The 22,546-nt window shown below is 65.8% G+C and carries 20 protein-coding genes and 4 tRNA genes; 9 read left to right on the forward strand and 15 right to left on the reverse strand.

Going from position 1 to position 22,546, the window contains the following annotated elements; genetic code table 11:
* The first annotated feature begins 71 nt into the window (after nucleotides 1-71).
* Nucleotides 72-479 carry an OsmC family protein gene (locus PSEWESI4_RS14340; protein ID WP_187671889.1) on the forward strand — a complete coding sequence of 136 codons (408 nt, stop codon included), beginning with the start codon at nucleotides 72-74 and terminating at the stop codon, nucleotides 477-479.
* Nucleotides 480-660: 181 nt separating this feature from the next.
* Here the strand turns inward: PSEWESI4_RS14340 and PSEWESI4_RS14345 are convergent, their stop codons facing one another.
* The 3 genes from PSEWESI4_RS14345 to pobA form a co-directional block, all read right to left on the reverse strand.
* Nucleotides 661-1,773 carry an AI-2E family transporter gene (locus PSEWESI4_RS14345; RefSeq protein ID WP_187671890.1) on the reverse strand — a complete coding sequence of 371 codons (1,113 nt, stop codon included), beginning with the start codon at nucleotides 1,771-1,773 and terminating at the stop codon, nucleotides 661-663.
* Between the two features lie 195 nt (nucleotides 1,774-1,968).
* Complete coding sequence (gene tatA, locus PSEWESI4_RS14350; RefSeq protein WP_187671891.1) at nucleotides 1,969-2,217, reverse strand: twin-arginine translocase TatA/TatE family subunit; 249 nt, start codon at nucleotides 2,215-2,217, stop codon at nucleotides 1,969-1,971.
* Nucleotides 2,218-2,247: 30 nt separating this feature from the next.
* Nucleotides 2,248-3,435: a 4-hydroxybenzoate 3-monooxygenase gene (pobA, locus tag PSEWESI4_RS14355; RefSeq protein WP_187671892.1), complete on the reverse strand. Its 1,188-nt coding sequence runs from the start codon at nucleotides 3,433-3,435 to the stop codon at nucleotides 2,248-2,250.
* A 199-nt stretch (nucleotides 3,436-3,634) separates the two neighbouring features.
* Here pobA and PSEWESI4_RS14360 point away from each other — a divergent pair, with 199 nt between their 5' ends.
* Nucleotides 3,635-4,516: a helix-turn-helix domain-containing protein gene (locus PSEWESI4_RS14360; protein ID WP_187671893.1), complete on the forward strand. Its 882-nt coding sequence runs from the start codon at nucleotides 3,635-3,637 to the stop codon at nucleotides 4,514-4,516.
* A gap of 180 nt (nucleotides 4,517-4,696) precedes the next feature.
* A complete protein-coding gene (locus PSEWESI4_RS14365; protein ID WP_187671894.1) occupies nucleotides 4,697-5,626 on the forward strand; it encodes a SphA family protein in 930 nt (309 codons plus the stop codon).
* A gap of 103 nt (nucleotides 5,627-5,729) precedes the next feature.
* Here the strand turns inward: PSEWESI4_RS14365 and PSEWESI4_RS14370 are convergent, their stop codons facing one another.
* Nucleotides 5,730-7,586: a sigma-54-dependent Fis family transcriptional regulator gene (locus PSEWESI4_RS14370; RefSeq protein WP_187671895.1), complete on the reverse strand. Its 1,857-nt coding sequence runs from the start codon at nucleotides 7,584-7,586 to the stop codon at nucleotides 5,730-5,732.
* A gap of 505 nt (nucleotides 7,587-8,091) precedes the next feature.
* On the opposite strand from PSEWESI4_RS14370, the gene pchA reads away from it, so the two are divergent.
* The 4 genes from pchA to PSEWESI4_RS14390 are packed head-to-tail and all read left to right on the forward strand — an operon-like array spanning nucleotide 8,092 to nucleotide 12,236.
* Entirely contained in the window at nucleotides 8,092-9,567 is a 1,476-nt protein-coding gene (gene pchA / locus PSEWESI4_RS14375; protein WP_187671896.1) for a 4-hydroxybenzaldehyde dehydrogenase, read from the forward strand.
* A 42-nt stretch (nucleotides 9,568-9,609) separates the two neighbouring features.
* Nucleotides 9,610-9,951 (forward strand): c-type cytochrome, encoded by a 342-nt coding sequence (locus tag PSEWESI4_RS14380; RefSeq protein WP_187671897.1) that lies wholly within the window; start codon nucleotides 9,610-9,612, stop codon nucleotides 9,949-9,951.
* 10 nt (nucleotides 9,952-9,961) lie between these two features.
* Entirely contained in the window at nucleotides 9,962-10,654 is a 693-nt protein-coding gene (locus tag PSEWESI4_RS14385; protein ID WP_187671898.1) for a hypothetical protein, read from the forward strand.
* 13 nt (nucleotides 10,655-10,667) lie between these two features.
* Nucleotides 10,668-12,236: an FAD-binding oxidoreductase gene (locus PSEWESI4_RS14390; RefSeq protein WP_187671899.1), complete on the forward strand. Its 1,569-nt coding sequence runs from the start codon at nucleotides 10,668-10,670 to the stop codon at nucleotides 12,234-12,236.
* Between the two features lie 88 nt (nucleotides 12,237-12,324).
* Here PSEWESI4_RS14390 and PSEWESI4_RS14395 read toward each other — a convergent pair.
* Both PSEWESI4_RS14395 and phnN read right to left on the reverse strand, forming a co-directional pair.
* Nucleotides 12,325-12,401: transfer RNA gene (locus PSEWESI4_RS14395), tRNA-Arg, on the reverse strand.
* Nucleotides 12,402-12,479: 78 nt separating this feature from the next.
* Complete coding sequence (gene phnN, locus PSEWESI4_RS14400; protein WP_187671900.1) at nucleotides 12,480-13,019, reverse strand: phosphonate metabolism protein/1,5-bisphosphokinase (PRPP-forming) PhnN; 540 nt, start codon at nucleotides 13,017-13,019, stop codon at nucleotides 12,480-12,482.
* Nucleotides 13,020-13,287: 268 nt separating this feature from the next.
* Between phnN and PSEWESI4_RS14405 the strand changes: the two genes are divergently transcribed.
* Nucleotides 13,288-13,614, forward strand: a complete 327-nt coding sequence (locus PSEWESI4_RS14405) for an Arc family DNA-binding protein (protein ID WP_187671901.1) — start codon at nucleotides 13,288-13,290, stop codon at nucleotides 13,612-13,614.
* 54 nt (nucleotides 13,615-13,668) lie between these two features.
* On the opposite strand, the gene mgtE is transcribed toward PSEWESI4_RS14405, so the two are convergent.
* Nucleotides 13,669-15,111 carry a magnesium transporter gene (gene mgtE, locus PSEWESI4_RS14410; protein ID WP_187671902.1) on the reverse strand — a complete coding sequence of 481 codons (1,443 nt, stop codon included), beginning with the start codon at nucleotides 15,109-15,111 and terminating at the stop codon, nucleotides 13,669-13,671.
* Between the two features lie 315 nt (nucleotides 15,112-15,426).
* Here mgtE and PSEWESI4_RS14415 point away from each other — a divergent pair, with 315 nt between their 5' ends.
* Nucleotides 15,427-15,936, forward strand: coding sequence for a DUF4124 domain-containing protein (locus PSEWESI4_RS14415; RefSeq protein WP_187671903.1), 510 nt, complete (start codon nucleotides 15,427-15,429; stop codon nucleotides 15,934-15,936).
* A 98-nt stretch (nucleotides 15,937-16,034) separates the two neighbouring features.
* Here the strand turns inward: PSEWESI4_RS14415 and PSEWESI4_RS14420 are convergent.
* The 8 genes from PSEWESI4_RS14420 to PSEWESI4_RS14455 form a co-directional block, all read right to left on the reverse strand.
* Nucleotides 16,035-16,111: transfer RNA gene (locus tag PSEWESI4_RS14420), tRNA-Arg, on the reverse strand.
* Nucleotides 16,112-16,185: 74 nt separating this feature from the next.
* Nucleotides 16,186-16,262, reverse strand: a tRNA-Arg gene (locus PSEWESI4_RS14425).
* Between the two features lie 105 nt (nucleotides 16,263-16,367).
* Nucleotides 16,368-16,458 (reverse strand) — tRNA-Ser (locus PSEWESI4_RS14430).
* Nucleotides 16,459-16,520: 62 nt separating this feature from the next.
* Complete coding sequence (gene csrA, locus PSEWESI4_RS14435) at nucleotides 16,521-16,706, reverse strand: carbon storage regulator CsrA (protein WP_003085981.1); 186 nt, start codon at nucleotides 16,704-16,706, stop codon at nucleotides 16,521-16,523.
* Between the two features lie 193 nt (nucleotides 16,707-16,899).
* Nucleotides 16,900-18,138 carry an aspartate kinase gene (locus PSEWESI4_RS14440; RefSeq protein WP_187671904.1) on the reverse strand — a complete coding sequence of 413 codons (1,239 nt, stop codon included), beginning with the start codon at nucleotides 18,136-18,138 and terminating at the stop codon, nucleotides 16,900-16,902.
* Between the two features lie 97 nt (nucleotides 18,139-18,235).
* Nucleotides 18,236-20,860 carry an alanine--tRNA ligase gene (alaS, locus tag PSEWESI4_RS14445; RefSeq protein WP_187671905.1) on the reverse strand — a complete coding sequence of 875 codons (2,625 nt, stop codon included), beginning with the start codon at nucleotides 20,858-20,860 and terminating at the stop codon, nucleotides 18,236-18,238.
* A gap of 268 nt (nucleotides 20,861-21,128) precedes the next feature.
* Entirely contained in the window at nucleotides 21,129-22,139 is a 1,011-nt protein-coding gene (gene astE / locus PSEWESI4_RS14450) for a succinylglutamate desuccinylase (RefSeq protein ID WP_187671906.1), read from the reverse strand.
* Nucleotides 22,140-22,258: 119 nt separating this feature from the next.
* Complete coding sequence (locus PSEWESI4_RS14455; protein ID WP_187671907.1) at nucleotides 22,259-22,543, reverse strand: topoisomerase II; 285 nt, start codon at nucleotides 22,541-22,543, stop codon at nucleotides 22,259-22,261.
* Nucleotides 22,544-22,546 lie beyond the last annotated feature (3 nt).

Consider the following 22,546-nt stretch of genomic DNA (forward strand, 5'->3'; position numbering starts at 1 on the left):
TCGCCTGGTCTACCGTTAGCGCACCTCTCGCCGCCACGGCAGACACCCGTTCAATCCCAGGAGCAAGCACGATGAGCAAAGAAATCGTCACCGCCACGATCGGCACCACCCCGTACCGGGTCACCCTTTCCGAAGGCGCCCACCAGTGGTTCGGCGATGCGCCGCAAAGCCTCGGCGGCGGCGAAAGCGCGCCTTCGCCGCATCAGTTGCTGCTGTCCGCATTGGGCGCCTGCACGGCGATCACCGTGAGCATGTATGCGCAGCGCAAGGGGCTGCCGCTGACGGGGATAGACGTCGAGCTGTTCATCAGCGCCGAGCAACTGACACCGCCGGCCCTGACCCAGATCGAGCGCCGCGTCGACTTTCACGGCGAACTCGACGACGCCCAGCGCGCACGCCTGCTGGAAATCGCCAACGCTTGCCCGGTGCACAAGCTGCTCAGCGGCGAAATCCGTATCGAGACCCGACTCGCGGGTTGAGGGGGAGTATCTGGATTCCCGCGTGCGCGGGAATGACGGATCGGGGAGGACAGCACCACCTGCGGTGGTGTTCAGGCCTCCCGCATGCGCGGGGAGTGGCGGACCGGGGAGGACTCAAGCCCCTCCATCATCCCCGCGAACGCGGGGATCCATTGAAATAGCGCGGGGCCCCAACCTCCCTTCAGACCTTGTCCGTCGGCGCCTCCTCCGGCACCGTCTCGGCTTCCGGGTCCTGGTGGACCCAGGACATGAACAGCTTGTAGCCCACCGCCAGGATCACCGGGCCGACGAACAGGCCGATGATGCCGTTGGCCACCATGCCGCCCAGGGCGCCGATCAGCACCACCGGCATCGGCACCGAAACCCCGCGCCCCAGCAACAGCGGCTTGAGCACGTTGTCCACCAGCCCGGCGACGAAGGTCCAGACGGCGAACAGTACGGTCACCAGAGTCACCCCGTCGACGATGAAGACATAGGCGATCACCGGCAGGGTGATCAGTGCGATCGGCAACTGCATGATGCCCAGCAGCAGCACGGCCAGGGCCAGCAGGCCAGCGCCGGGAATCCCCATCAGCACCAGGCCGACGCCCACCAGCAGCATCTGGATGAAGGCGATGCCGACCACGCCCTGCGCGACCGCGCGGATGGTCGCCGTGCACAGCTCGGCCAGTTGCGGCCCGCGCACCGGCCCGGAGATCCGGGTGGCGATGGCCCGTGCGGTGGAGGCTCCGGTGTCGCCGTAGGCCATGATCACCCCGGCGATGATCAGCGCACAGATGAAGATCATCAGCCCCAGGCCGGCGCCGGCCAGTTGGGCCAGGACGACCTTGGCCACGCCCTGCACATGGGGCAGCACCTGCTGCAGCAACCAGCTCATGTCGCCCGACGCGTGCTGCCAGAAGTTGAACAACGGCTCACCCACCAGCGGCCAACCGGCCACCGATGGCACGGGTGGAGGAATCTTCAGACCGCCGCTCTCCACCAGCTCCATGCCCTTCTGCACCGACTCGACGATCGAACTGCCGAGCATGGACAACGGCAGCATCAGCAGGGCCAGGGCGATGACCACGATGATGAACGCCGCCCGCCCGTGACGCTCGCCCAACCGGCTCGACAGGCGAAGGTTCAGCGGATGGAGCGTCACCGCCAGGATCAGCGACCACAGCATCAGGCCCAGGAACGGATTGAAGATCTGGTAGCAGGACACCACCAGCACGACGATGAGTCCGGCGCGAATCAGCACGTCCAGCAATTCACGCGACGTCGTCTTTCCCACGATGCGCTCGTCCGACATCGAATCTTTCCTTATGCGATGAGAGGCCCGGCCTTGCGACTGCCCGGGCGCGGATGGACGGGGCTGCGCGCCCGCCTATCAGCAGACTAGCAATGCTCGCCCCTTCCGCCCAGCGACCTCGGTACGGATTTGTCGGAACCCGGCACGGATTCATCGGAAAACGATCCGGCCGGCATCGCACCGGAGGAGTCCCGGCTAGCCGGGACCCACCGACGCCGGTCGCTCCCGACGCTCCTGACGCTCGCCAACCTCGCTGCCGATCGCCGGCGGCGGCGGCGGCGGCGCCACGGCGGCCACCTCCTCGTCGGCGTCGCGCAGGGAACGACGGAATCCCCTGATCGATTCGCCCAGGTCTTCCCCCAGGCTTTTCAGGCGCTTGCTGCCGAACACGACGATCGCCACCACCAGCAGCACCAGCCAGTGTTTCCAGTCAAATATCCCCATGGCGGAGCCCCTCTCCTGGGATGGCGACGCTCATTCGATGTCCTCGTAGGGCAGGCCGACGTAGTTCTCGGCGATGTTGACGAGGCCGGCGTGGGAGCCCAGGTAGTACTCGCGGTCGGCCTGCTGCATCTTGCGGTCCCAGGCGTCCTTGTCATCGCCGAAGTCGTGCAGCAGGTTGGTCATGAACCAACTGAAGCGCTCGCCCTTCCAGATACGGCGCAAGGCCAGCTCGGAGTATTTCGCCAGCAGGTCGGTGCGCCCTTCCCGGTAGACCCTGACCAGGATGCGGTACAGGTAGCAGACGTCGGAAGCCGCCAGGTTCAGGCCCTTGGCGCCGGTGGGCGGGACGATGTGGGCGGCGTCGCCGACCAGGAACAGCTTGCCGTACTGCATCGGCTCGACCACGTAGCTGCGCAGCGGGGCGATGCTCTTCTCCAGCGACGGACCGGTGACCAGCCGGCCGGCCACGTCTTCCGGCAGGCGGGCCTTGAGCTCTTCCCAGAAGCGCTCGTCGGACCAGTCCTCGACCTTTTCGCTCAGCGGCACTTGCAGGTAGTAGCGGCTGCGGGTGCGCGAGCGCTGGCTGCACAGCACGAAGCCGCGGTCGTGGTGGGCGTAGATCAGTTCGTCGTTGACCGGCGGGGTATCGGAAAGCAGGCCCAGCCAGCCGAACGGGTAGATGCGCTCGTAGTGGGTCAGCACCTCGGCCGGGATGCTCTGCCGGGAGACACCGTGGAAACCGTCGCAACCGGCGATGTAGTCGCAGTCGATGCGATGGACCTGGCCGTCCTTCTCGTAGGTCAGGTAGGGGCGTTCGCCCTCGATGTCATGAACCTGCACGTCGGCGGCGGAATAGACGGTGGGCGCACCGACGGCCCGGCGAGCGTCCATCAGGTCGCGGGTGACCTCGGTCTGGCCGTAGACCACCACGGTCTTGCCGCCGGTCAGCTCCTTGAGGGGGATGGATACCCGCCGGCCGTCGACGATCAGTTCGACGCCCTCGTGCACCAGCCCCTCGGCGTCCATGCGCTCGGCCACCCCGGCCTCGCGCAGCATGTCGACAGTCCCCTGCTCCAGCACGCCGGCGCGGATGCGACCGAGGACGTACTCCGGCGTCTGGCGCTCGACGATGACGTTGTCGATCCCGGCCTTGTGCAGCAACTGGCCCAGCAGCAGGCCGGAAGGGCCGGCCCCGATAATGGCAACCTGAGTCTTCATTGTGATTGTCTCTCTTGTCTTTCCAGGATTGCCCCAGAGCGACGAGCGAGCGGGTCGCCATGGGGATGCCTGCATTTTTTTATGGAGAAGACGGCCAAAGAAGGTAAAAATCCGCTGATCACCTGTACTTTTGAAAACACAGGGCGATTATCGGACGACCCGTCGAACCATCGCCCCGCCACCACCGGCTCCCACGACCATGAAGAAATCCCCTGGCGGCGTTCCCGTCTTCAAGCTGTACGGCGAGGACCAGGCCTGGCCCACGCCCGACCTGCTGCACTGCGAATCCATCCCCTCCCGCAGCCGGCTGCACCACTGGGAAATCCAGCCGCACCGGCATGCCGACCTGTTCCAGTTGCTCTACGTCCAGCGCGGCCATGCCCTGATCGAGATCGAAGGCCAGCTCCAGGAGGTGCGCGAGGCGGCGATCCAGGTGACGCCGCCGCTCTGCGTGCACGGCTTCCGCTTCTCGGAGAATACCGAGGGCTACGTCCTCAGTCTGGGCGCTCCCCTGGTGGCCCGGCTGGAAGAACAACTGGGTCCGCTCACGGTCCTGGCGTCCGCCGGCTGCTACCCGGTCGGCCGGGACCGCCGCCACCTCAACACCCTGTTCGCCACCTTGCAGCGCGAATACGAGGGCAGCGAGCCGTCCCGCGACCTGATGCTGCACTCGCTGGTCAACGTGCTGATGGTGTGGATCGGCCGTCGTGGCCGGCAGAACCTGCCGCCGGCCAATCGCGACGAGCGCAACGACCAGTACCTGGGCAACTTCATCCGGCTGGTGGAGGCGCACTACCGCGAACACCTCTCGGTGGAGACCTTCGCCCACCGGATCGGCCTGTCCAGCGTCCACCTGAACACCCTGTGCCGCCGACTGACCGGGCAGACCGCGCTGCAGATCATCCACCAGCGCCTGCTGCTCGAAGCCAAGCGCAACCTGGTCTACACCACCATGACCGTCAGCCAGTTGTCGGACCACCTGGGCTTCAGCGACCCGGCCTATTTCTCGCGCTTCTTCCGGCGCCTGAGCGGCGTGTCGCCACAGGCCTTCCGGCAAGACACGGAACAACGCGCCCGCTGAAGATTTTTCCTCGCGATGGTGGATTCTTCTTAACAGTTTTCTCGGCAGGCCCTTCCAGGAATAAACTTATCTATTTGATAAACAAGGAATTTTTATAAAACCAGAACTGGCACGCTAGTTGAGAGAGCCCGCCAGGCGCACCGCTGCGCCTCACTCATAACAACAAAGGCTGGCTTTCCTATGCATTGCAAATCCATTCGCTTCCGTGCCGCTTCCCTGACCCGTCTCGCCACAGCCCTCGCCCTGGCCGGCGGCGCCTCCCTGGTCCAGGCCACCGAAGGCGGCGTCTCCTCCTGGCCGATGGGCATCGAAATCCACGGCATGGGCATCCTGCCGCCGCCCGGCACCTACGGGCAGGTGTTCGTCGGCAACTACCTGGCCGATACGCTGCGCGACGACGCCGGCGACAAGCTGCCGGTGGACTTCGACCTGCGCGTCACCACCATCGTGCCGCGCTTCGTCTGGGTCACCGAACGGCAGGTCCTCGGCGGCCAGCTCGGCTTCCACGCCCTGCTGCCGCTCAACGACATCCGCCTGAACGTCGGCGGCCAGCGCGACCACAAGCGCGGCATCGGCGACGCCCACCTCGGCCCGGTGATCGGCTTCCACCCGAGCGACAAGTTCCATGTCGCCACCGGCGTCGATTTCATCCTGCCCACCGCCAGCGAGTACGACAAGGACGACCTGGTCAACCTGGGCACCAACTACTACACCGTGCAGGCCGTGCTGGCCATGACCTACCTGGACCCCGCCGGCTTCAACGCCGACGTGCGCCTGATGCACGACTACAACTTCGAGAACAGGGACACCCACTACCGCTCCGGCCGCGAGCTGCACGCCGACTACACGCTCGGCTGGGGCCTGGGCAACGGCTGGGTGATCGGCGTCGGCGGCCACGCCTACCAGCAGATCAGCGACGACAAGTGCGGCGCCTCCGCGCAGGTCGACGCCACCGACGGCAACCGCGGCCGGACCTTCTCCATCGGCCCGGCCGTGCAGTACGCCAGCAAGGACGGCTGGTTCTTCAGCGCCAAATGGCAGGACGAATCCGGCGTGCGCAACCGGCCGGAAGGGCAGACCTACTGGCTGAAGTTCACCACGGCGCTCTGAAGCCAGGACGAGGGGAGATCGGGCCTACACCGAACGGCCTCTCTCCCCCCGGGAGAGGGCTGGGGTGAGGGGCGGTATCCAAACACCCGCACCAGCCCTCCCATCACTTCCCCTTCAACCGATAGCTGACCTGCGCCCGGCTCATCCCGAGCATCTGCGCCGCCGCCGTGATATTGCCGCCGGAACGCTCCAGCGCCAGGTGCACCAGGCGCCGCTCGACCTCATCCAGGGAAGTGCCCAGCGCCTGCTCCCGCCCGGACACGAAGGCCATCAGGCTGGCCAGTTCCGGCTCCTCGCCCGCCGTGGCCCTGGGCGCCTCGGCGGTGCGCTCCTGCACCGGCTCGTCGCCCGCCCGCCGCCCGGACATCTCCGGCGGGGCGGACAGGCGTCCCTCGGCGGTCAGACCCACCGGCGTGGAGATCGGCGACGACCCGCCTTCCGACAGGTGGATGACGTCCATCACCTCGCCGTCGGATGCGGCGATCACCCCGCGCTCGATGAGGTTCTGCAACTCGCGGATATTGCCCGGGAACCGGTAGGTCAGCAGGGCGTTGACCAGCCGCGTGCTGAAGCCCGCCAGCCGGCGCCCGTGGCGGGCGCTGAACTTGCGCAGGAAATAGCTCATCAGCAGCGGGATGTCCTCCCGGCGCTCGCGCAGCGGCGGCAGGTGGATGGGGAAGACGTTCAGCCGGTAGAACAGGTCCTCGCGGAAACGCCCCGCCTCCACTTCGCAGCGCAGGTCCACGTTGGTCGCGGCGACCACCCGCACGTCGACGCGGATCGGCGTGGTGCCGCCGACCCTCTCGATCTCGCCCTCCTGCAAGGCGCGCAGGATCTTGCTCTGCGCGCCGAGGCTGAGGGTGCCGATCTCGTCGAGGAACAGCGTGCCGCCGTTGGCCCGTTCGAAACGCCCGGGGCGCGAGCGCTCGGCGCCGGTGAAGGCGCCCCGCTCCACACCGAACAGCTCCGCTTCCACCAGGTTCTCCGGCAGGGTCGCGCAGTTCAGGGCCACCAGCGGGGTCTGGCGGCGCGAACTGGACTGATGCAGGGTGCGGGCGAACAGCTCCTTGCCCACCCCGGATTCGCCGGTGAGCAGCACGGTCGCCTGGGTGGGCGCCACCCGCTCCAGCAACTGGGTGGCCGCGACGAAGGCGGCCGAGATGCCCACCATCGGCTTGTCGTCGGCCGGCTCCTGGAGCTCGGCGACCGCCGTCGCGTGCCCGCAGGCATAGGTGCTGCGGCTGAGGAAGTCGCTGGCATCCAGGTGGGCCAGTTCGGCATCGAGATCGTCCCACTCCTCGGCCGGCTTGCCGACGATCCGGCAGGCGTGCTGGCCGGTGGCGCGGCACTCCTGTTCGCGGAACACCACCAGGCGGCCGAGCAGCGACGAGGCATAGCCGCTGGCGTAGCCGATCTCCATCCAGCAGGCCGGTTCATTGCCCAGCCCGTAGCTGGCGATGTGCTCGTCGGCCTCCAGCGAGTTGTGCCAGAGGAATTCGGAATAGAAGTGGCCGACGCTGGAATCGATCTCGAAGCGCACCACCTCGACGTTCACCATGCCTTCGAGCATGTGCAGGCGCGGCCCGGCGCTGTACAGGCTGGCATGGTCGCCTTCCGGCCACTGCTCGCTGACCTGGGCGGCATCGCGGGCACCGGCCTGCCAGCCGATACGGGTGAGCAGGCCGCGCGCCCTGTCGAAGCCCAGGGCCTCGATCAGCTCGCGGCGGATGGCGCCGAAGGCGGAACCTTGCAGGAGCATCATGCGTTGGCCGCACAGCCAGATGCTGCCGTCCTGGGGAGCGAAGGCGACGGTTTCGGCCAATTGCTCGGCCGACGGCAGGCCCTTGGGATCGAACCGGCTGGCGCGATCCACGATCAGGCGCTTCTGCCGGCTGAGCAGATGCCTGAAGAAGTCCTCGTCCGTCGCTCGCCCGTGCTTGCCCGGAATTGTATTAGTCATAGGCAATCGAGAAAGAAGTAGGCAGGAATGAGTCGCCCAGCAGTATGAGGCCCCGTCTTCAGGGGTCAATGCGACCAGCGTCGGAGCCCGCCCTCCCGATGGGGAATCCGTCCGATAACCGCACCGAATCGCTCCCTCCTTGCCGGGGTGTCGAGCTTTCCGCGCGACCGTTGCTTTCTCTGCACAATTTTCCGCGAACGCCCGGCGAAGATGGCCGAGGCGGAATCGCAGATGAACACAACCACCTGTTTTAAAAGGAAAAATAATAAAGACGGATGCATGGCACGATAGTTGTTATCGCCGGGATACGTGCATCTCCATAACAAGAAACCCGGTGACCTCGACATGACCCCAATGCTCCCCCTCCCCCACGCGCCCGCCACCCAGGCCCTTTCCGGCCCTGGCGCCGCAGCCTGAACCCCACGTCCTCCAAGCAACCCGTGACTCCGTGGCCATCGCCAGGCCGGCGGCAGTCGCCCCTTCGTCCAGCCAAGAGAGACAACCGATGAGTACCCCCTCTTCCGCCTATGCGAACCTCGAACTGCAACCGATCGCCGGTCAATGGCGTGCCGGCAGCACCGGCCGTCGACTGGAAGTCCTCGATCCCTACACCCAGGAGCGCCTGCTGACGCTGAGCCTGGCCAGCCGCGAAGACCTCGACGCGGCCTACCGCAAGGCCCGCGAAGCCCAGGCCGCATGGGCCGACACCGCCCCGGCCGAACGCGCCAGGGTCTTGCTCGAGGCCGCGCGGATCTTCGACGAACGCCGCGAGGAGATCATCGACTGGCTCATCCGCGAGTCCGGCAGCACCCGCATCAAGGCGCAGATCGAATGGGGCGCGGCGCGCGCCATCACCCTGGAGTCGGCCAGCCTGCCGAGCCGCGTGCACGGCCGCATCGTCGCCTCCAACGTCCCCGGCAAGGAAAGCCGCGTCTACCGCGCGCCGCTCGGCGTGGTCGGCGTCATCAGCCCGTGGAACTTCCCACTGCACCTGACCCAGCGCTCGCTGGCCCCGGCCCTGGCGCTGGGCAACGCGGTGGTGGTCAAGCCGGCCAGCGACACCCCGGTGACCGGCGGCCTGCTGCTGGCGCGCATCTTCGAGGAAGCCGGCCTGCCGGCGGGCCTGCTCAGCGTGGTGGTCGGCGCCGGCAGCGAGATCGGCGACACCTTCGTCGCGCATCCGATCCCGGCGCTGATCTCCTTCACCGGCTCGACCCAGGTCGGTCGCGGCATCGGTGGCATCGCCAGCGGCGGCCCGCACCTCAAGCACGTGGCCCTGGAGCTGGGAGGCAACAGCCCGTTCGTGGTGCTGGCCGACGCCGATCTGGAACAGGCGGTGAACGCCGCCGTGGTCGGCAAGTTCCTCCACCAGGGACAGATCTGCATGGCGATCAACCGCATCATCGTCGAGCAGCCGCTGCTGGAAGCCTTCACCCAACGCTTCGTCGAACGCGTCAAGGCCCTGCCCTACGGCGATCCGAGCCGGCCCGAGACGGTGATCGGCCCGGTGATCAACGCCCGGCAACTGGCCACCCTGAAGAACAAGGTCGCCACCGCCCAGGCCGAAGGCGCCCGGTTGCTGGTCGGCGGCGAGGCCCAGGGCAACGTGTTGCCGCCGCACGTGTTCGGCGACGTCAGCGCCGACATGGAAATCGCCCGCGAGGAAATCTTCGGCCCGCTGGTCGGCATCCAGGCCGCGCGCGACGCCGAGCACGCCCTGGAACTGGCCAACGGCAGCGAATACGGGCTGTCCAGCGCGGTGTTCACCGCCGACCTGGAACGCGGCGTGCGCTTCGCCCGGCGCATCCACGCCGGCATGAGCCACGTCAATGACATCCCCGTCAACGACGAGCCCAACGCGCCGTTCGGCGGCGAGAAGAACTCCGGCCTCGGCCGCTTCAACGGCGACTGGGCGATCGACGAGTTCACCACCGACCAGTGGATCACCCTGCAGCACGCGCCGCGCCCCTACCCGTTCTGATCCGCCACGAACCACCCAACCCATAACAAGACGGAGTACGCCATGTCCCCACTCCCCGACAGTCCGGCCGCGAAACGGACCTTCGCCGCTTGCCTTGCCCTACCGCTCGCCCTGTTCGCCTGCACCGCCGCCGCCGATGGCGACGGCGACGGCGTCTGGAAAGGCGGCGAGAACGTCTACGCCAAGGTCTGCGGCCACTGCCACGACACCGGCATCGGCCCGCAGGTCAAGGGCCGCCAGTTGCCGGCACCGTACATCACCGCCGTAGTGCGCCACGGTTTCCGCGCCATGCCGGCGTTCCCGGCCTCGTTCATCGACGACGACGCGCTGCAACAGGTCGCCGACTACATCGCCAACGCCCCGGCCCCCGTCGCCAAGCCATGAGGAACCATGCATGAACGTCGAACGTCGTTCCCTGCTCAAGGGCCTGGCCCTCGGCGGCCTGGCCGGCGCGGCCCTGGGCGGCTCCGGCCTGGCCGTCGCCAATGCCGTGGTCGGCGGCCCATCCCTGCCGGAGCAACCGATCCTGGCGCTGGTCAACGGCGAAACCGCCGAATCGGCCTTCCTGCTGGGCATCGGCGCCAGCCCGGTAGCCCGCCAGGTCGAGGTCCTGCGCGCCGATGCCGGCCTGGACTTCCTCCTGGGCCTGGAGAAACGCCTGCGCGGCGGCCGTCCGCAACGCCTCATCGGCCTGCTGGACGACGCCAGCGCGGCGCTGGTCCTGGACCTGGCACGCAGCGCCGGCGCCCGCGTGCAGTGGCTCGGCCAGCACGGCGTCGGGGCCACGGCGTCCCGGCACCGCCTGCTCGGCGCCGAGTCGGCCAATGGCTGCGCCCCGCATCTGGGCCGGCACCTGAACGCCTGTGGCGCCGGTTTCGACCTCAGCGCACAGCGCTTCCACGGCGGCCAGGCACCGCTGCGTCTGGCCGCCCCCGCCCGCAGCACCGCCGCGTCCGGGCAATGGGCCGCCACCCTGGGCTTCACCCTGGCCACCCTGGGCCGCATCGACACCGCCCGGGCACCGCTGGCAAGCGATCAGCGGGCGCCGCTGACCGGCCATTTCGTTTCGTTCTCGATCGAAGCTTGAAGGAGCACACCCCATGACCGAGCAAACCAACAAGGCCCCGCTCCCGCGTGGAGTGGACGCCACCAATTTCCAGCAGGCCGTCGCCAAGTTCCGCAAGCTGCTGGGCGAGGAAAACGTCCTGGTCAAGGACGAGCAACTGATCCCCTACAACAAGATCATGATCGCCGTGGACGATGCCGAGCACGCGCCGTCCGCCGCCGTCACCGCCACCACGGTCGAACAGGTGCAGGGCGTGGTGAGGATCTGCAACGAGCACAAGATCCCGGTGTGGACCATCTCCACCGGCCGCAACTTCGGCTACGGCTCGGCGGCCCCGGGCCAGCGCGGCCAGGTGATCCTCGACCTGAAGAAGATGAACAGGATCCTGCACGTCGACCCAGAGCTGTGCACCGCCCTGGTCGAGCCTGGCGTGACCTACCAGCAGCTCTACGACTACCTGCAGGAAAACAACCTCCCGCTGATGCTGTCGTTCTCCGCCCCCTCGGCCATCGCCGGACCGCTGGGCAACACCATGGACCGCGGCGTGGGCTACACCCCCTACGGCGAGCACTTCCTCATGCAGTGCGGCATGGAAGTGGTGCTGGCCAACGGCGACGTCTACCGCACCGGGATGGGCGGCGTGAAGGGCGACAACGCCTGGCAGGTGTTCAAGTGGGGCTACGGCCCGACCCTGGACGGCATGTTCACCCAGGCCAACTACGGCATCTGCACCAAGATGGGCTTCTGGCTGATGCCCAAGCCGCCGGTGTTCAAGCCGTTCGAGATCAAGTTCGAGGACGAGACCGACATCGCCGAGATCGTCGAATTCATCCGCCCGCTGCGCATCGCCCAGGTGATCCCCAACGCGGTGGTGATCGCCGGCGTGCTGTGGGAAGCCGCGACCTGCAACACCCGCCGCGCCGACTACACCACCGAGCCGGGCGCCACGCCCGATGCGATCCTCAAGCAGATCCAGAAGGACAAGAACCTCGGCGCCTGGAACGTTTACGCCGCGCTGTACGGCACCCCGGAGCAGGTCGAGGTCAACTGGAAGATCGTCACCGGCGCGCTGAAGCAACTGGGCAAGGGCAGGATCATCACCGAGGAGGAAGCCGGCGACACCCAGCCGTTCAAGTACCGCGCCCAATTGATGTCCGGCGTGCCGAACCTCCAGGAATTCGGCCTGTACAACTGGCGCGGCGGCGGCGGCTCGATGTGGTTCGCCCCGGTGAGCCAGGCACGCGGCAGCGAATGCGCCAAGCAGCAGGCGCTGGCCAAGCGGATTCTCAACAAGTACGGCCTGGACTACGTCGGCGAGTTCATCGTCGGTTGGCGCGACATGCACCACGTCATCGACGTGCTGTACGACCGCACCCTCCCGGAGGAGACCGAACGCGCCAACGCCTGCTTCAACGAGCTGCTGGACGAGTTCGAGAAGCAGGGCTACGCCGTGTACCGGGTGAACACCGCGTTCCAGGATCGCGTCGCACAGAGCTACGGTCCGGTCAAGCGCCGGCTCGAACACACCCTCAAGCGCGCCCTGGACCCTAACAACATCCTGGCCCCGGGCAAGTCGGGCATCGACCTGGCCAACGACTTCTGAGCGGGCCAGGGAGGAGCCCCCGCAACCCGCTTCGATGACAAGCGCTGAAAAGACTCGGGCCCGCTGGAAAGGCGGGCCCGGCAATGCGTGGTGTCCCAGAGTGGGTTCGAACCACCAACCTTCCCCTTAGGAGGGGGATGCTCTATCCAATTGAGCTACTGGGACATTTTCGTTGTCGTCGCAACCTCGCGACGATTGCGACCGGGCGGCATGTTAGCGGCCGAAACGGTTTTTGTCATGCCGTCAGCGGCGCAATAGCACCAACAATTCCTCTACCGTCCGTGACAGCGGTCCCGAGTTGTCCAGCGCCAGAATCGAGCCGGCATACGCCTGCAACTGCCCATTGCGGGCCAGCCGCGCCTCGATTTCCGCCAACGTCTCGCGACCACGGGCCAGCAGGCGGCGACGCAGTTCCTCCGGCGCGACGTGCAGCATCACCCCCAGTATCCGTGGATAGCGCTGCCGCGCCTGCGGCCAGTAGTCGCGCGAACCATTGACCAGCACGTCCCAGCCAGAACCCAGCCAGTCATCGATCTCGGCGGGAATCCCGTAGGCCAGGCCATTGGCCCGCCAGCTCATGGCGAAGGCCCCTTGCCGCTCCAGTTCGTCGAAGCGCGCCTCGCCGACAGCCAGCGCATCCTCGCCCGACGCTTCCGCGGAGCGGGTGATCACGCGGCGGACGATCCGGCACCCCTGCGCCAACAAAACCTCGCGCGCGGCCGTCAACACGCTATCCTTACCAGCGCCCGAGGGCCCCATGAGATAGATCAACCTGCCGACCATGGGCTCCAGCTTCCTCGGGGGATATCGTTCACTCCGGCAGCTCCTGTTTCACGCGATATTTGCCCAGTGCAGCGCATTTCGGATAACCGGTGCTGGCAAAAAGCCTTCTCTCCAGCCAGAATGTGACATGTAATTGACGCCAAAGACTGGACATTTTTTACAGCAAATTGCGATATTGACGGAACCGTTCCGCCCTGAGGGCTGTCGAAGAATGACAATTCTGGCGGCTCAGTGCCATCATCGATCCCTTGAACTAATCGGTTAATGTATGCGCCCTATGAAACAGGCTATCTACTCCAGCCGCACGGCTGACAAATTCGTGGTTCGCTTACCCGAAGGCATGCGCGAGCGTATCGCCGACATTGCGCGCAATCATCACCGCAGCATGAACTCCGAGATCATCGCTCGCCTCGAGCAGAGCATGCTGCAGGAAGGCGCACTCGATGACGATCTGAGTCTGAGCCATGATCGCCCCGAGCTGTCCCTGCACGAACGCGAGCTGCTGCAACGCTTCCGCCAGTTGTCCCGCCGCCAGCAGAACGCCCTGATCGCCCTGATCGCCCATGATGTGGAAATGAACGCCGAAGAGGCCTGATTCGCTTCCACGATCATAGAGAAAGCCGGCTCACCGCCGGCTTTTTCATTTGCGTCAGAGCAGGAACAGCGTCGCCAGCCCCAGGAAGATGAAGAAGCCGCCGCTGTCGGTCATCGCGGTGATCATCACGCTCGCACCCATCGCCGGGTCGCGCCCCGTGCGCAGCAGGGTCATCGGGATCAGCACTCCCATCAACGCCGCCAGCAGCAGGTTCAGGGTCATCGCCGCGGTCATCACCACGCCCAGCGACCAGCTACCGTAAAGCCACCAGGCCACGCCACCGATCACCCCGCCCCACACCAGGCCGTTGATCAGCGAAACGCCCAGCTCCTTGCGCAGCAGCCGGCTGGTGTTGCCGGTACTGACCTGGTCCAGGGCAATGGCGCGAACGATCATGGTGATGGTCTGGTTGCCCGAGTTGCCACCGATCCCCGCCACGATGGGCATCAGCGCGGCAAGGGCCACCAGCTTCTCGATGGAGCCTTCGAACACGCCGATCACCCGCGAGGCGATAAAGGCGGTGATCAGGTTGATCGCCAGCCAGGACCAGCGGTTGCGCACCGACTTCCACACCGAGGCGAAGATATCCTCCTCCTCGCGCAGACCGGCCATGTTGAGCACTTCGCTCTCGCTTTCCTCACGGATCAGGTCGACCATCTCGTCGATGGTCAGACGGCCGATCAGCTTGCCGCCCTTGTCCACCACCGGCGCGGAAATCAGGTCGTAGCGCTCGAACGCCTGCGCAGCGTCGTAGGCATCCTCGTCGGGGCCGAAGCTCACCGGGTCGCTGGCCATCACTTCGGAGACCTGCTTGTCCGGGTCGTTGACCAGCAGGCGCTTGATCGGCAGCACCCCCTTGAGGATGCCGTCGTAGTCGACCACGAACAGCTTGTCGGTATGGCCCGGCAGCTCCTTCAGGCGGCGCAGGTAGCGCAATACCACTTCGAGGGTGACGTCCTCGCGGATGGTGACCATCTCGAAGTCCATCAGCGCGCCGACCTCGTCCTCCTCGTAGGACAGCGCCGAACGCACGCGCTCGCGTTGCTGGGCGTCGAGGGACTCCATCAACTCGTGGACCACGTCGCGCGGCAGCTCGGGCGCGAGGTCGGCCAGTTCGTCGGCGTCCATCTCCTTGGCGGCGGCAAGGATCTCGTGATCGTCCATGTCGGCGATCAACGTCTCCCGCACCGCGTCGGAGACCTCGAGGAGGATGTCGCCGTCGCGCTCGGCCTTGACCAGTTGCCAGACGGTCAGGCGATCGTCCAGGGGCAGGGCTTCGAGGATATGGGCAACGTCGGCGGAGTGCAGCTCGTCGAGCTTGCGCTGGAGTTCGGCGAGGTTCTGTCGGTGGACCAGGCTCTCGACCCGCTCCTGGTGCTGGCCTTCCTGACGGTGGGTCAGGTCTTCGACCAGTTTGTGCCGATGCAGCAGGTCGACCACCTGTGCGAGGCGATCCTGCAGGCTTTCTTGCGGCTTTTTGGCTTCTACTTCGGTCATGGCGCGCTCCACCCCAGCGGTGGCGCACCACAGGGGTTCAGACGGTCAGGTTGTAATCGGACAGCGGATTCGAATATCTACTGGGTAAGTCCATGGTGGTGCCCAACAAGCCCCGGCGGGGCTGACGGCGCAAATGATAGCACCGCCCAGCCCGGTTCACGTGACAAAATCTTGGCAAGAACAAACAGTTGCACAACAAAGTTGAGTGTCAACCGCATTCCCCTCTGCGACGCAGACCACATTGCAAAGGACACATCCTGACGCTCCCCGCCCATCCGGCTAAGCTGTTTCGCGATCGTCAAGGAGGACGTCATCATGCTTGGACAAGCCTGCGCCCGTTTTTGCGCCACCCTGCTCTGCTCATTTCTCGTCGCTGCGCCAGCCACGGCGAACACCGTGTTCCGCTGCGAAGACGCCCGGGGACACGTCACGTTCACCCAGCACGGCTGCTCCGCCGGGCAGAACCAGCTTCTTCAGGACGCCCGCAACCCCACGCCGGGAAGCGGGAAGCCGGTGCCGATGGCGAAATCCGCCGGGCATGAACGCAAGACGGCATCCCGAGCGGCGGAGCATCACAAGGAACCCGTGGTCGTCGCCGAACGCCATGACGGCTGCGGCAACCGCGTCACCGGCAGCGCCCGCCGCACGGCGATCATCCAGCAGCAGGTGCGCGCCGGCATGACCCGCGCCGACGTGGAAAGCGCCCTGGGCAAACCCGACAGGATCAGCAGCCAGGACGGCCGGACGCGCTATCACTACCGCGATAACGACGGAAACAGTCGCCAGGTCAGTTTCGACGAGAATGGTTGCGTGCGCGGCAAGTAGCCGCCGCTCCTCGGGAAAGCCCCTGTCCGGCAACGGCCAATGCGCACGTATCGACGGGCAAAGAAAAAGGGCCTGCATTTCTGCAGGCCCTTTCTGGATGGCGCACTCGAGAGGATTCGAACCTCTGACCGCCCGGTTCGTAGCCGGGTACTCTATCCAGCTGAGCTACGAGTGCGTGTGGCGCTTGATGGACCAGATCACCGCTGGTTGAAACGAGCCTTCTTCCATCACTGGAAGCCGACTTGAATATGGCGCACTCGAGAGGATTCGAACCTCTGACCGCCCGGTTCGTAGCCGGGTACTCTATCCAGCTGAGCTACGAGTGCGCTGAGCGTGCGCATTATAGGGAGTGAATCTCGATGTTCAAGTACTAGTCCGAATATTTTCAACAACTTACCGGACCGCTCGAACATTACCCCGCAATGCGAATATGGCGGAGAAGGGGGGATTCGAACCCCCGACACCCTTTTGAGGTGTACTCCCTTAGCAGGGGAGCGCCTTCGGCCACTCGGCCACCTCTCCGCAACACGGGGCGCATAATAACCATGTTTTCCCCGTTTGCAAAGCCAAAAATTTTAGAAAAATTAGTGGTTTGGTTCTTGGTCCTTCTCTTTCTGGATGCGCTGGTAAATCTCTTCGCGGTGCACCGCAACCTCCTTCGGAGCGTTGACCCCGATGCGCACCTGATTACCCTTCACACCCAACACGGTGACGGTGACATCGTCACCCACCATCAGGGTCTCTCCGACCCGGCGAGTTAGAATCAGCATTCCTTTCTCCTCACGGATAAACAGTTCAGGACAACAAATCAGTCTGCAAAAAGTAAATGGTGGCAGCCGCCGACCTTATCAAGGGCAGACGGCCTAACCTGAGTATTGACTAGCGCGGGCAGAAAGAAAGTTCCACCCCGACGGCCAAAACGATGAAAGGCGCGGGGTTGACCGCGCCTTTCATTCAACAGCCTTACTCGCCCTGCGGGGCGGGAGCGTCCAGCTCGAAAGCGGTATGCAACGCGCGCACCGCCAGTTCCAGGTACTTCTCTTCGATCACCACCGACACCTTGATCTCCGAAGTGGAGATCATCTGGATGTTGATGCTTTCCTTGGCCAGCGCTTCGAACATGCGGCTGGCGACCCCGGCGTGGGAGCGCATGCCGACGCCGACGATGGACACCTTGGCGATGTCGACGTCGCCACCGGCTTCGCGCGCGCCGATCTCGCGGGCGGTCTGCTCGAGGATGCGCAGCGCATTCTGGTAGTCGTTGCGGTGCACGGTGAAGGTGAAGTCGGTGGTGTTATCGTGCGCGACGTTCTGCACGATCATGTCCACTTCGATGTTCGCGGAGCTGATCGGGCCGAGGATCTTGAAGGCCACGCCGGGGGTATCCGGCACGCCACGGATGGTCAGCTTGGCTTCGTCGCGGTTGAAGGCGATGCCGGAAATGATCGGCTGTTCCATGGATTCCTCTTCATCAAGGGTAATGAGGGTGCCCGGCCCCTCCTGGAAGCTGTGCAGCACGCGCAGCGGGACGTTGTACTTGCCGGCGAACTCCACCGAGCGGATCTGCAGCACCTTGGAGCCGAGGCTGGCCATTTCCAGCATCTCCTCGAAGGTGATCTTGTCCAGGCGCTGGGCGCGCGGCACCACGCGCGGGTCGGTGGTGTAGACGCCGTCGACGTCGGTGTAGATCTGGCATTCGTCGGCCTTCAGCGCCGCCGCCAGGGCCACGCCGGTGGTATCGGAGCCGCCACGGCCGAGGGTGGTGATGTTGCCGTGCTCGTCGACGCCCTGGAAACCGGCGACCACCACGACGCGGCCGGCCTTGAGGTCGGCACGCAGCTTCTGGTCGTCGATCTGCAGGATGCGCGCCTTGTTATGGGCGCTGTCGGTGAGGATGCGCACCTGGTTGCCGGTATAGGACACCGCGGGCACGCCGCGCTTGATCAGCGCCATGGCCAGCAGGGCGATGGTCACCTGCTCGCCGGTGGAGACCATCACGTCCAGCTCGCGCGGCACCGGGTGGCCGTCGCTGATCTGCTTGGCCAGATCGATCAGGCGGTTGGTCTCGCCGCTCATCGCCGAGACCACGACAACGACGTCGTCGCCGCCCTCGCGGAACTTCTTCACCTTCTCGGCAACCTGTTCGATGCGCTCGACGGTGCCGACGGAGGTTCCCCCAAATTTCTGTACGATCAAAGCCATTTCAAAGCTGCCTCAGCCCGCGAAGGGCGCCCATTAAACAGTTAACGCAAGAGACTGCCAAGGCCCGCCGGGCGCACGGCGGGCCTGAATCGCCGACTTACAGCCCCTGTTCGGCGAACGGCACAGCCAGCGCCAGCGCTTCGTCCACCTTGCCGGCTTCCACGCCGCCACCCTGGGCCATGTCCGGGCGGCCGCCGCCCTTGCCGCCGACCGCCGCCGCGGCCTGCTTCATCAGCTCGCCGGCCTTCAGCCTGGCGGTCAGGTCCTGGGTGACGCCGGCAACCAGCACCACCTTGCCGTCCTGCACGCCGCCGAGCAGGATCACCGCGCTGCCGAGCTTGTTCTTCAACTGGTCGACCAGCGCCAGCAGCGCCTTGCCGTCCAGCCCGTCGAGACGCGCGGCGAGCACCTTGGCGCCCTTGACCTCGACCGCCGAACCGGCCAGGTCGTCGCCGGCCGCGCTGGCGGCCTTGGCCTTGAGCTGCTCCAGTTCCCTCTCCAGTTGGCGGTTGCGTTCGAGCACCGCGCCAAGCTTGTCGAGCAGGTTGTCGCGGCTGCCCTTGACCAGCGCAGCCGCTTCTTTCAGTTGCTCTTCGGCCCCGTTCAGGTAGGCCAGGGCGGCCGCGCCGGTGATCGCCTCGATACGCCGCACGCCGGCGGCCACGCCGCCTTCGCTGGTGATCTTGAACAGCGCGATGTCGCCGGTGCGCGACACGTGGGTGCCGCCGCACAGTTCGACGGAGAAGTCGCCACCCATGCTCAGCACGCGCACCTGGTCGCCGTATTTCTCGCCGAACAGCGCCATGGCGCCTTTCTTCTTGGCGCTCTCGATGTCGGTTTCCTCGGTCTCGACCTCGGAGTTCTTGCGAATCTCGGCGTTGACCAGGTCTTCCAGCGCGCGCAGTTGCTCCGGCTTGATCGCCTCGAAGTGGCTGAAGTCGAAGCGCAGGCGCTGGCTATCGACCAGCGAGCCCTTCTGCTGCACGTGGTCGCCGAGCACCTGGCGCAGCGCGGCGTGCAGCAGGTGGGTCGCGGAGTGATTGAGCGCGGTGGCGTGGCGCACCGAGGCGTCGACCTCGGCCTTCAGCGAAGCACCGACGCTCAGGCTGCCCTTGCTGACCACGCCGTGGTGCAGGTGGGCGCCACCGGCCTTGGTGGTATCGCGCACATCGAAGCGCACGCCGGCGCCTTCGAGGTAGCCGCAGTCGCCCACCTGGCCGCCGGACTCGGCGTAGAACGGCGTCTGGTCGAGGACCACGACGCCCTCCTCGCCTTCCTTCAGGGTGTCGACGGCCTGGCCGTCGGTGAACAGGGCGAGGATCTTGCCGCTGCCGCTGGTGCCTTCATAGCCGAGGAAGAGGGTCTCGCCGTCGACCTTGACCAGGCTGTTGTAGTCCAGGCCGAAGGCGCTGGCGGAACGGGCGCGCTCGCGCTGGGCCTGCATCTCGCGCTCGAAGCCGGACTCGTCGAGGGTCAGGCCGCGTTCACGGGCGATGTCGCCGGTCAGGTCGTAGGGGAAGCCGTAGGTGTCGTACAGCTTGAACACGGTCTCGCCGGGAATCACCTTGCCCTTGAGGCCGACCAGGTCCTGCTCGAGGATCTTCAGTCCCTGCTCCAGGGTCTTGGCGAATTGCTCTTCCTCGGTCTTCAGCACGCGCTCGATGTGCGCCTGCTGCTGTTTCAGCTCGGGGAAGGCATCGCCCATCTCGGCGACCAGGGCGGCAACGATCTTGTGGAAGAAGGTGCCCGTGGCGCCCAGCTTGTTACCGTGCCGGCAGGCGCGACGGATGATGCGGCGCAGCACGTAGCCACGGCCTTCGTTGGACGGCAGCACGCCGTCGGCGATCAGGAAGCCGCAGGAGCGGATGTGGTCGGCCACGACCTTCAGCGAGGGCGCGTCGTCGTTGGCGCAGCCGATGGCCTCGGCGGAAGCCTTCAGCAGGCTCTGGAACAGGTCGATCTCGTAGTTCGAGTGGACGTGCTGGAGCACGGCGCTGATGCGTTCCAGACCCATGCCGGTGTCCACGCTCGGCGCCGGCAGCGGGTGCATGACGCCGTCCGCGGTGCGGTTGAACTGCATGAACACGTTGTTCCAGATCTCGATGTAGCGGTCGCCGTCTTCTTCCGGCGAGCCGGGCGGGCCGCCCCAGATGTCGGCGCCGTGGTCGTAGAAGATCTCGGTGCAGGGGCCGCACGGGCCGGTGTCGCCCATCGCCCAGAAGTTGTCGGAAGCGTACGGGGCGCCCTTGTTGTCGCCGATGCGTACCATGCGCTCGGCCGGCACGCCGACTTCCTTGGTCCAGATATCGTAGGCCTCGTCGTCGCTGGCGTAGACGGTGACCCAGAGCTTTTCCTTGGGCAGGTTCAGCCACTTGTCCGAGGTGAGGAATTCCCAGGCGTAGTGGATGGCGTCGCGCTTGAAGTAGTCGCCGAAGCTGAAGTTGCCCAGCATCTCGAAGAAGGTGTGGTGGCGCGCGGTGTAGCCGACGTTTTCCAGGTCGTTGTGCTTGCCGCCGGCGCGGACGCACTTCTGGCTGGTGGTGGCGCGGGTGTAGGCACGCTTCTCCAGGCCGAGGAAGCAGTCCTTGAACTGGTTCATGCCGGCGTTGGTGAACAGCAGGGTCGGGTCGTTCGCCGGGATCAGCGAGCTGGAGGCGACTCGGGTATGTCCCTTCTCTTCGAAGAAGCGGAGGAAGGCTTCACGGATTTCTGCGCTTTTCATAGGCTTTTCTCAGGAAAACGACGGCGATAACGTCACGGGCGAAGCCGCGGCCGGACAGGGGCAGGATAGAGAAACGAGAGCTGCCCTGGAGTGTTCGGCCTTTCCGGCCTGTCGTCACTCAGCCACGGCGAACGCACAGGTTCACGGTTCGCCGGCAAAGGGCCGCATTATATCGGCCCGGCGGCTCGCGCATAGAGTGTTGTGCGATAGAAAGGGTTTATGGACGTCCACGAGCACGCTGTCCACCCGCAGGCATGGGCGTGAGGGGTCAGCCTAGTCGTTCGGCGTCGGCGGGGACGATGATGATCGCGGCGCGCAGGCCGTTCTGCACCTTGGGGTTGGGGAAGATGATCCGCGCATCCTGCTCGTCCACCACCCAGCGGGTGCCGGCGATGTCCTCGGCGAGCAGGTAGCCCTGGGGCAGTTCGCTGAAGTTCTCGATATCCTTGGGCAGGTGCAACTGGAAGGCGTCGCTGCGCTTGATCACCTCGCGGGCCACGGCGAACAGTTGCAGGCCGTCCAGCGGCGACGGCTCGGTAGCCGGCTCACTGCCGTCGATCAGCGCGCGCAGGCGGGCTTCCAGAAGATCGAGGTTGACCGCCTGGTTGTGGCCGAACGGCCGTGCCTTGCCCAGCTCCAGGGTGAAGGCTTCGGCGCCCAGGCTGGCGTAGGTGTAGGCGCTGAAGGTGATCGACGCCTTGCTCTGCAGCAGCACCGCCTCGATGCCGGCGGCATGCAGGCGCGCCAGCTCCAGGGCGGAATGCCGGCGCCCTTCTGCCCAGGGGTAGAGGGCGAACTGCTCGATCTTCGAACCACGGATGGCGGTGTGCAGGTCGTAGTGCAGGCGGGTGCGTTCGGGCTTGGCGAAGAAGTTCGCCGCCAGCCGCTCCAGCTCGCCGGCACGCAGGGCCTCGGTGCCGCTGGTCTGCTCGTGCCGCCCGTTGAACAGGCGGTTGATGTCCTGCTCGACGTAACGCTCGCCACGACGCATGGCCTCGGGGTTGCCGAACAGGAACAGCAGGCGCGCGCGCGGCTTGAGGTCGCCACGGGCGATGTCGTGCAGCAGCCGGTCGAGCAGTTCGATCGGCGCCGTCTCGTTGCCATGGATGCCGGCGGAGAGCAGCAGGTCGAGGCCGCTGTCGGCATCGGCCGGCGGCGTCACCTCCAGCGCGCCTTCGGTCAGCCAGCGCAGGCGCGCGCCCTCGTGGGTGAGCTGGATCTTGGCCGCCGGCTCGTGGTCGGCCAGGGTCATTTCGAGCAGCTTGCCGAGGGCTAGCATCGTACCTCCTTACCTTCGATAAAAAGCGCTGGAGGCTGGAAAGCTGGGCGAAAAGCGTGGACTTGCCGTCTGGATGGCTGCTTTTTCGTTCGGCCTACAGCCTTCGAGCGCTCTTTTCGTCAATGATCGTGGTTGCAGTCCGGGCCATGCACATGGTCATCCTCATCGGCCTCGACCGGCTCCATCTCCAGTTGCAGGCTGACCAGGTTGGTAGCCTGCGGACGCAGCAGCAGGTTGGCGTACTCGGTATCGCCCTCCTCCACGTCCACGCCGATCAGCAGTTGGTCGCCGACCGCCTGGACCCACACTTCCCTGCCCTGCCAGATGACGGCGAAGCGGGTGCAGGAGGTTTCCAACTGGGTACCGTCGGTATCTTCGAGAACGAGTTGCAGGGCTTCGGACATGGC

The organism is Zestomonas carbonaria, assembly GCF_904061905.1.
GTDB classification, from domain to species: Bacteria; Pseudomonadota; Gammaproteobacteria; order Pseudomonadales; family Pseudomonadaceae; genus Aquipseudomonas; species Aquipseudomonas carbonaria.

Excerpts from the sequence above, each read along its gene's own strand:
- PSEWESI4_RS14385 (WP_187671898.1), top strand. The coding sequence starts at position 9,962 with ATGAACGTCGAACGTCGTTCCCTGCTCAAGGGCCTGGCCCTCGGCGGC.
- PSEWESI4_RS14360 (WP_187671893.1), top strand. The coding sequence starts at position 3,635 with ATGAAGAAATCCCCTGGCGGCGTTCCCGTCTTCAAGCTGTACGGCGAG.
- alaS (WP_187671905.1), bottom strand. The coding sequence starts at position 20,860 with ATGAAAAGCGCAGAAATCCGTGAAGCCTTCCTCCGCTTCTTCGAAGAG.
- PSEWESI4_RS14380 (WP_187671897.1), top strand. The coding sequence starts at position 9,610 with ATGTCCCCACTCCCCGACAGTCCGGCCGCGAAACGGACCTTCGCCGCT.
- phnN (WP_187671900.1), bottom strand. The coding sequence starts at position 13,019 with ATGGTCGGCAGGTTGATCTATCTCATGGGGCCCTCGGGCGCTGGTAAG.
- PSEWESI4_RS14405 (WP_187671901.1), top strand. The coding sequence starts at position 13,288 with ATGCGCCCTATGAAACAGGCTATCTACTCCAGCCGCACGGCTGACAAA.
- astE (WP_187671906.1), bottom strand. The coding sequence starts at position 22,139 with ATGCTAGCCCTCGGCAAGCTGCTCGAAATGACCCTGGCCGACCACGAG.
- PSEWESI4_RS14440 (WP_187671904.1), bottom strand. The coding sequence starts at position 18,138 with ATGGCTTTGATCGTACAGAAATTTGGGGGAACCTCCGTCGGCACCGTC.
- PSEWESI4_RS14365 (WP_187671894.1), top strand. The coding sequence starts at position 4,697 with ATGCATTGCAAATCCATTCGCTTCCGTGCCGCTTCCCTGACCCGTCTC.
- PSEWESI4_RS14345 (WP_187671890.1), bottom strand. The coding sequence starts at position 1,773 with ATGTCGGACGAGCGCATCGTGGGAAAGACGACGTCGCGTGAATTGCTG.
- pchA (WP_187671896.1), top strand. The coding sequence starts at position 8,092 with ATGAGTACCCCCTCTTCCGCCTATGCGAACCTCGAACTGCAACCGATC.
- PSEWESI4_RS14390 (WP_187671899.1), top strand. The coding sequence starts at position 10,668 with ATGACCGAGCAAACCAACAAGGCCCCGCTCCCGCGTGGAGTGGACGCC.
- PSEWESI4_RS14415 (WP_187671903.1), top strand. The coding sequence starts at position 15,427 with ATGCTTGGACAAGCCTGCGCCCGTTTTTGCGCCACCCTGCTCTGCTCA.
- tatA (WP_187671891.1), bottom strand. The coding sequence starts at position 2,217 with ATGGGGATATTTGACTGGAAACACTGGCTGGTGCTGCTGGTGGTGGCG.
- pobA (WP_187671892.1), bottom strand. The coding sequence starts at position 3,435 with ATGAAGACTCAGGTTGCCATTATCGGGGCCGGCCCTTCCGGCCTGCTG.
- csrA (WP_003085981.1), bottom strand. The coding sequence starts at position 16,706 with ATGCTGATTCTAACTCGCCGGGTCGGAGAGACCCTGATGGTGGGTGAC.
- mgtE (WP_187671902.1), bottom strand. The coding sequence starts at position 15,111 with ATGACCGAAGTAGAAGCCAAAAAGCCGCAAGAAAGCCTGCAGGATCGC.
- PSEWESI4_RS14340 (WP_187671889.1), top strand. The coding sequence starts at position 72 with ATGAGCAAAGAAATCGTCACCGCCACGATCGGCACCACCCCGTACCGG.
- PSEWESI4_RS14370 (WP_187671895.1), bottom strand. The coding sequence starts at position 7,586 with ATGACTAATACAATTCCGGGCAAGCACGGGCGAGCGACGGACGAGGAC.
- PSEWESI4_RS14455 (WP_187671907.1), bottom strand. The coding sequence starts at position 22,543 with ATGTCCGAAGCCCTGCAACTCGTTCTCGAAGATACCGACGGTACCCAG.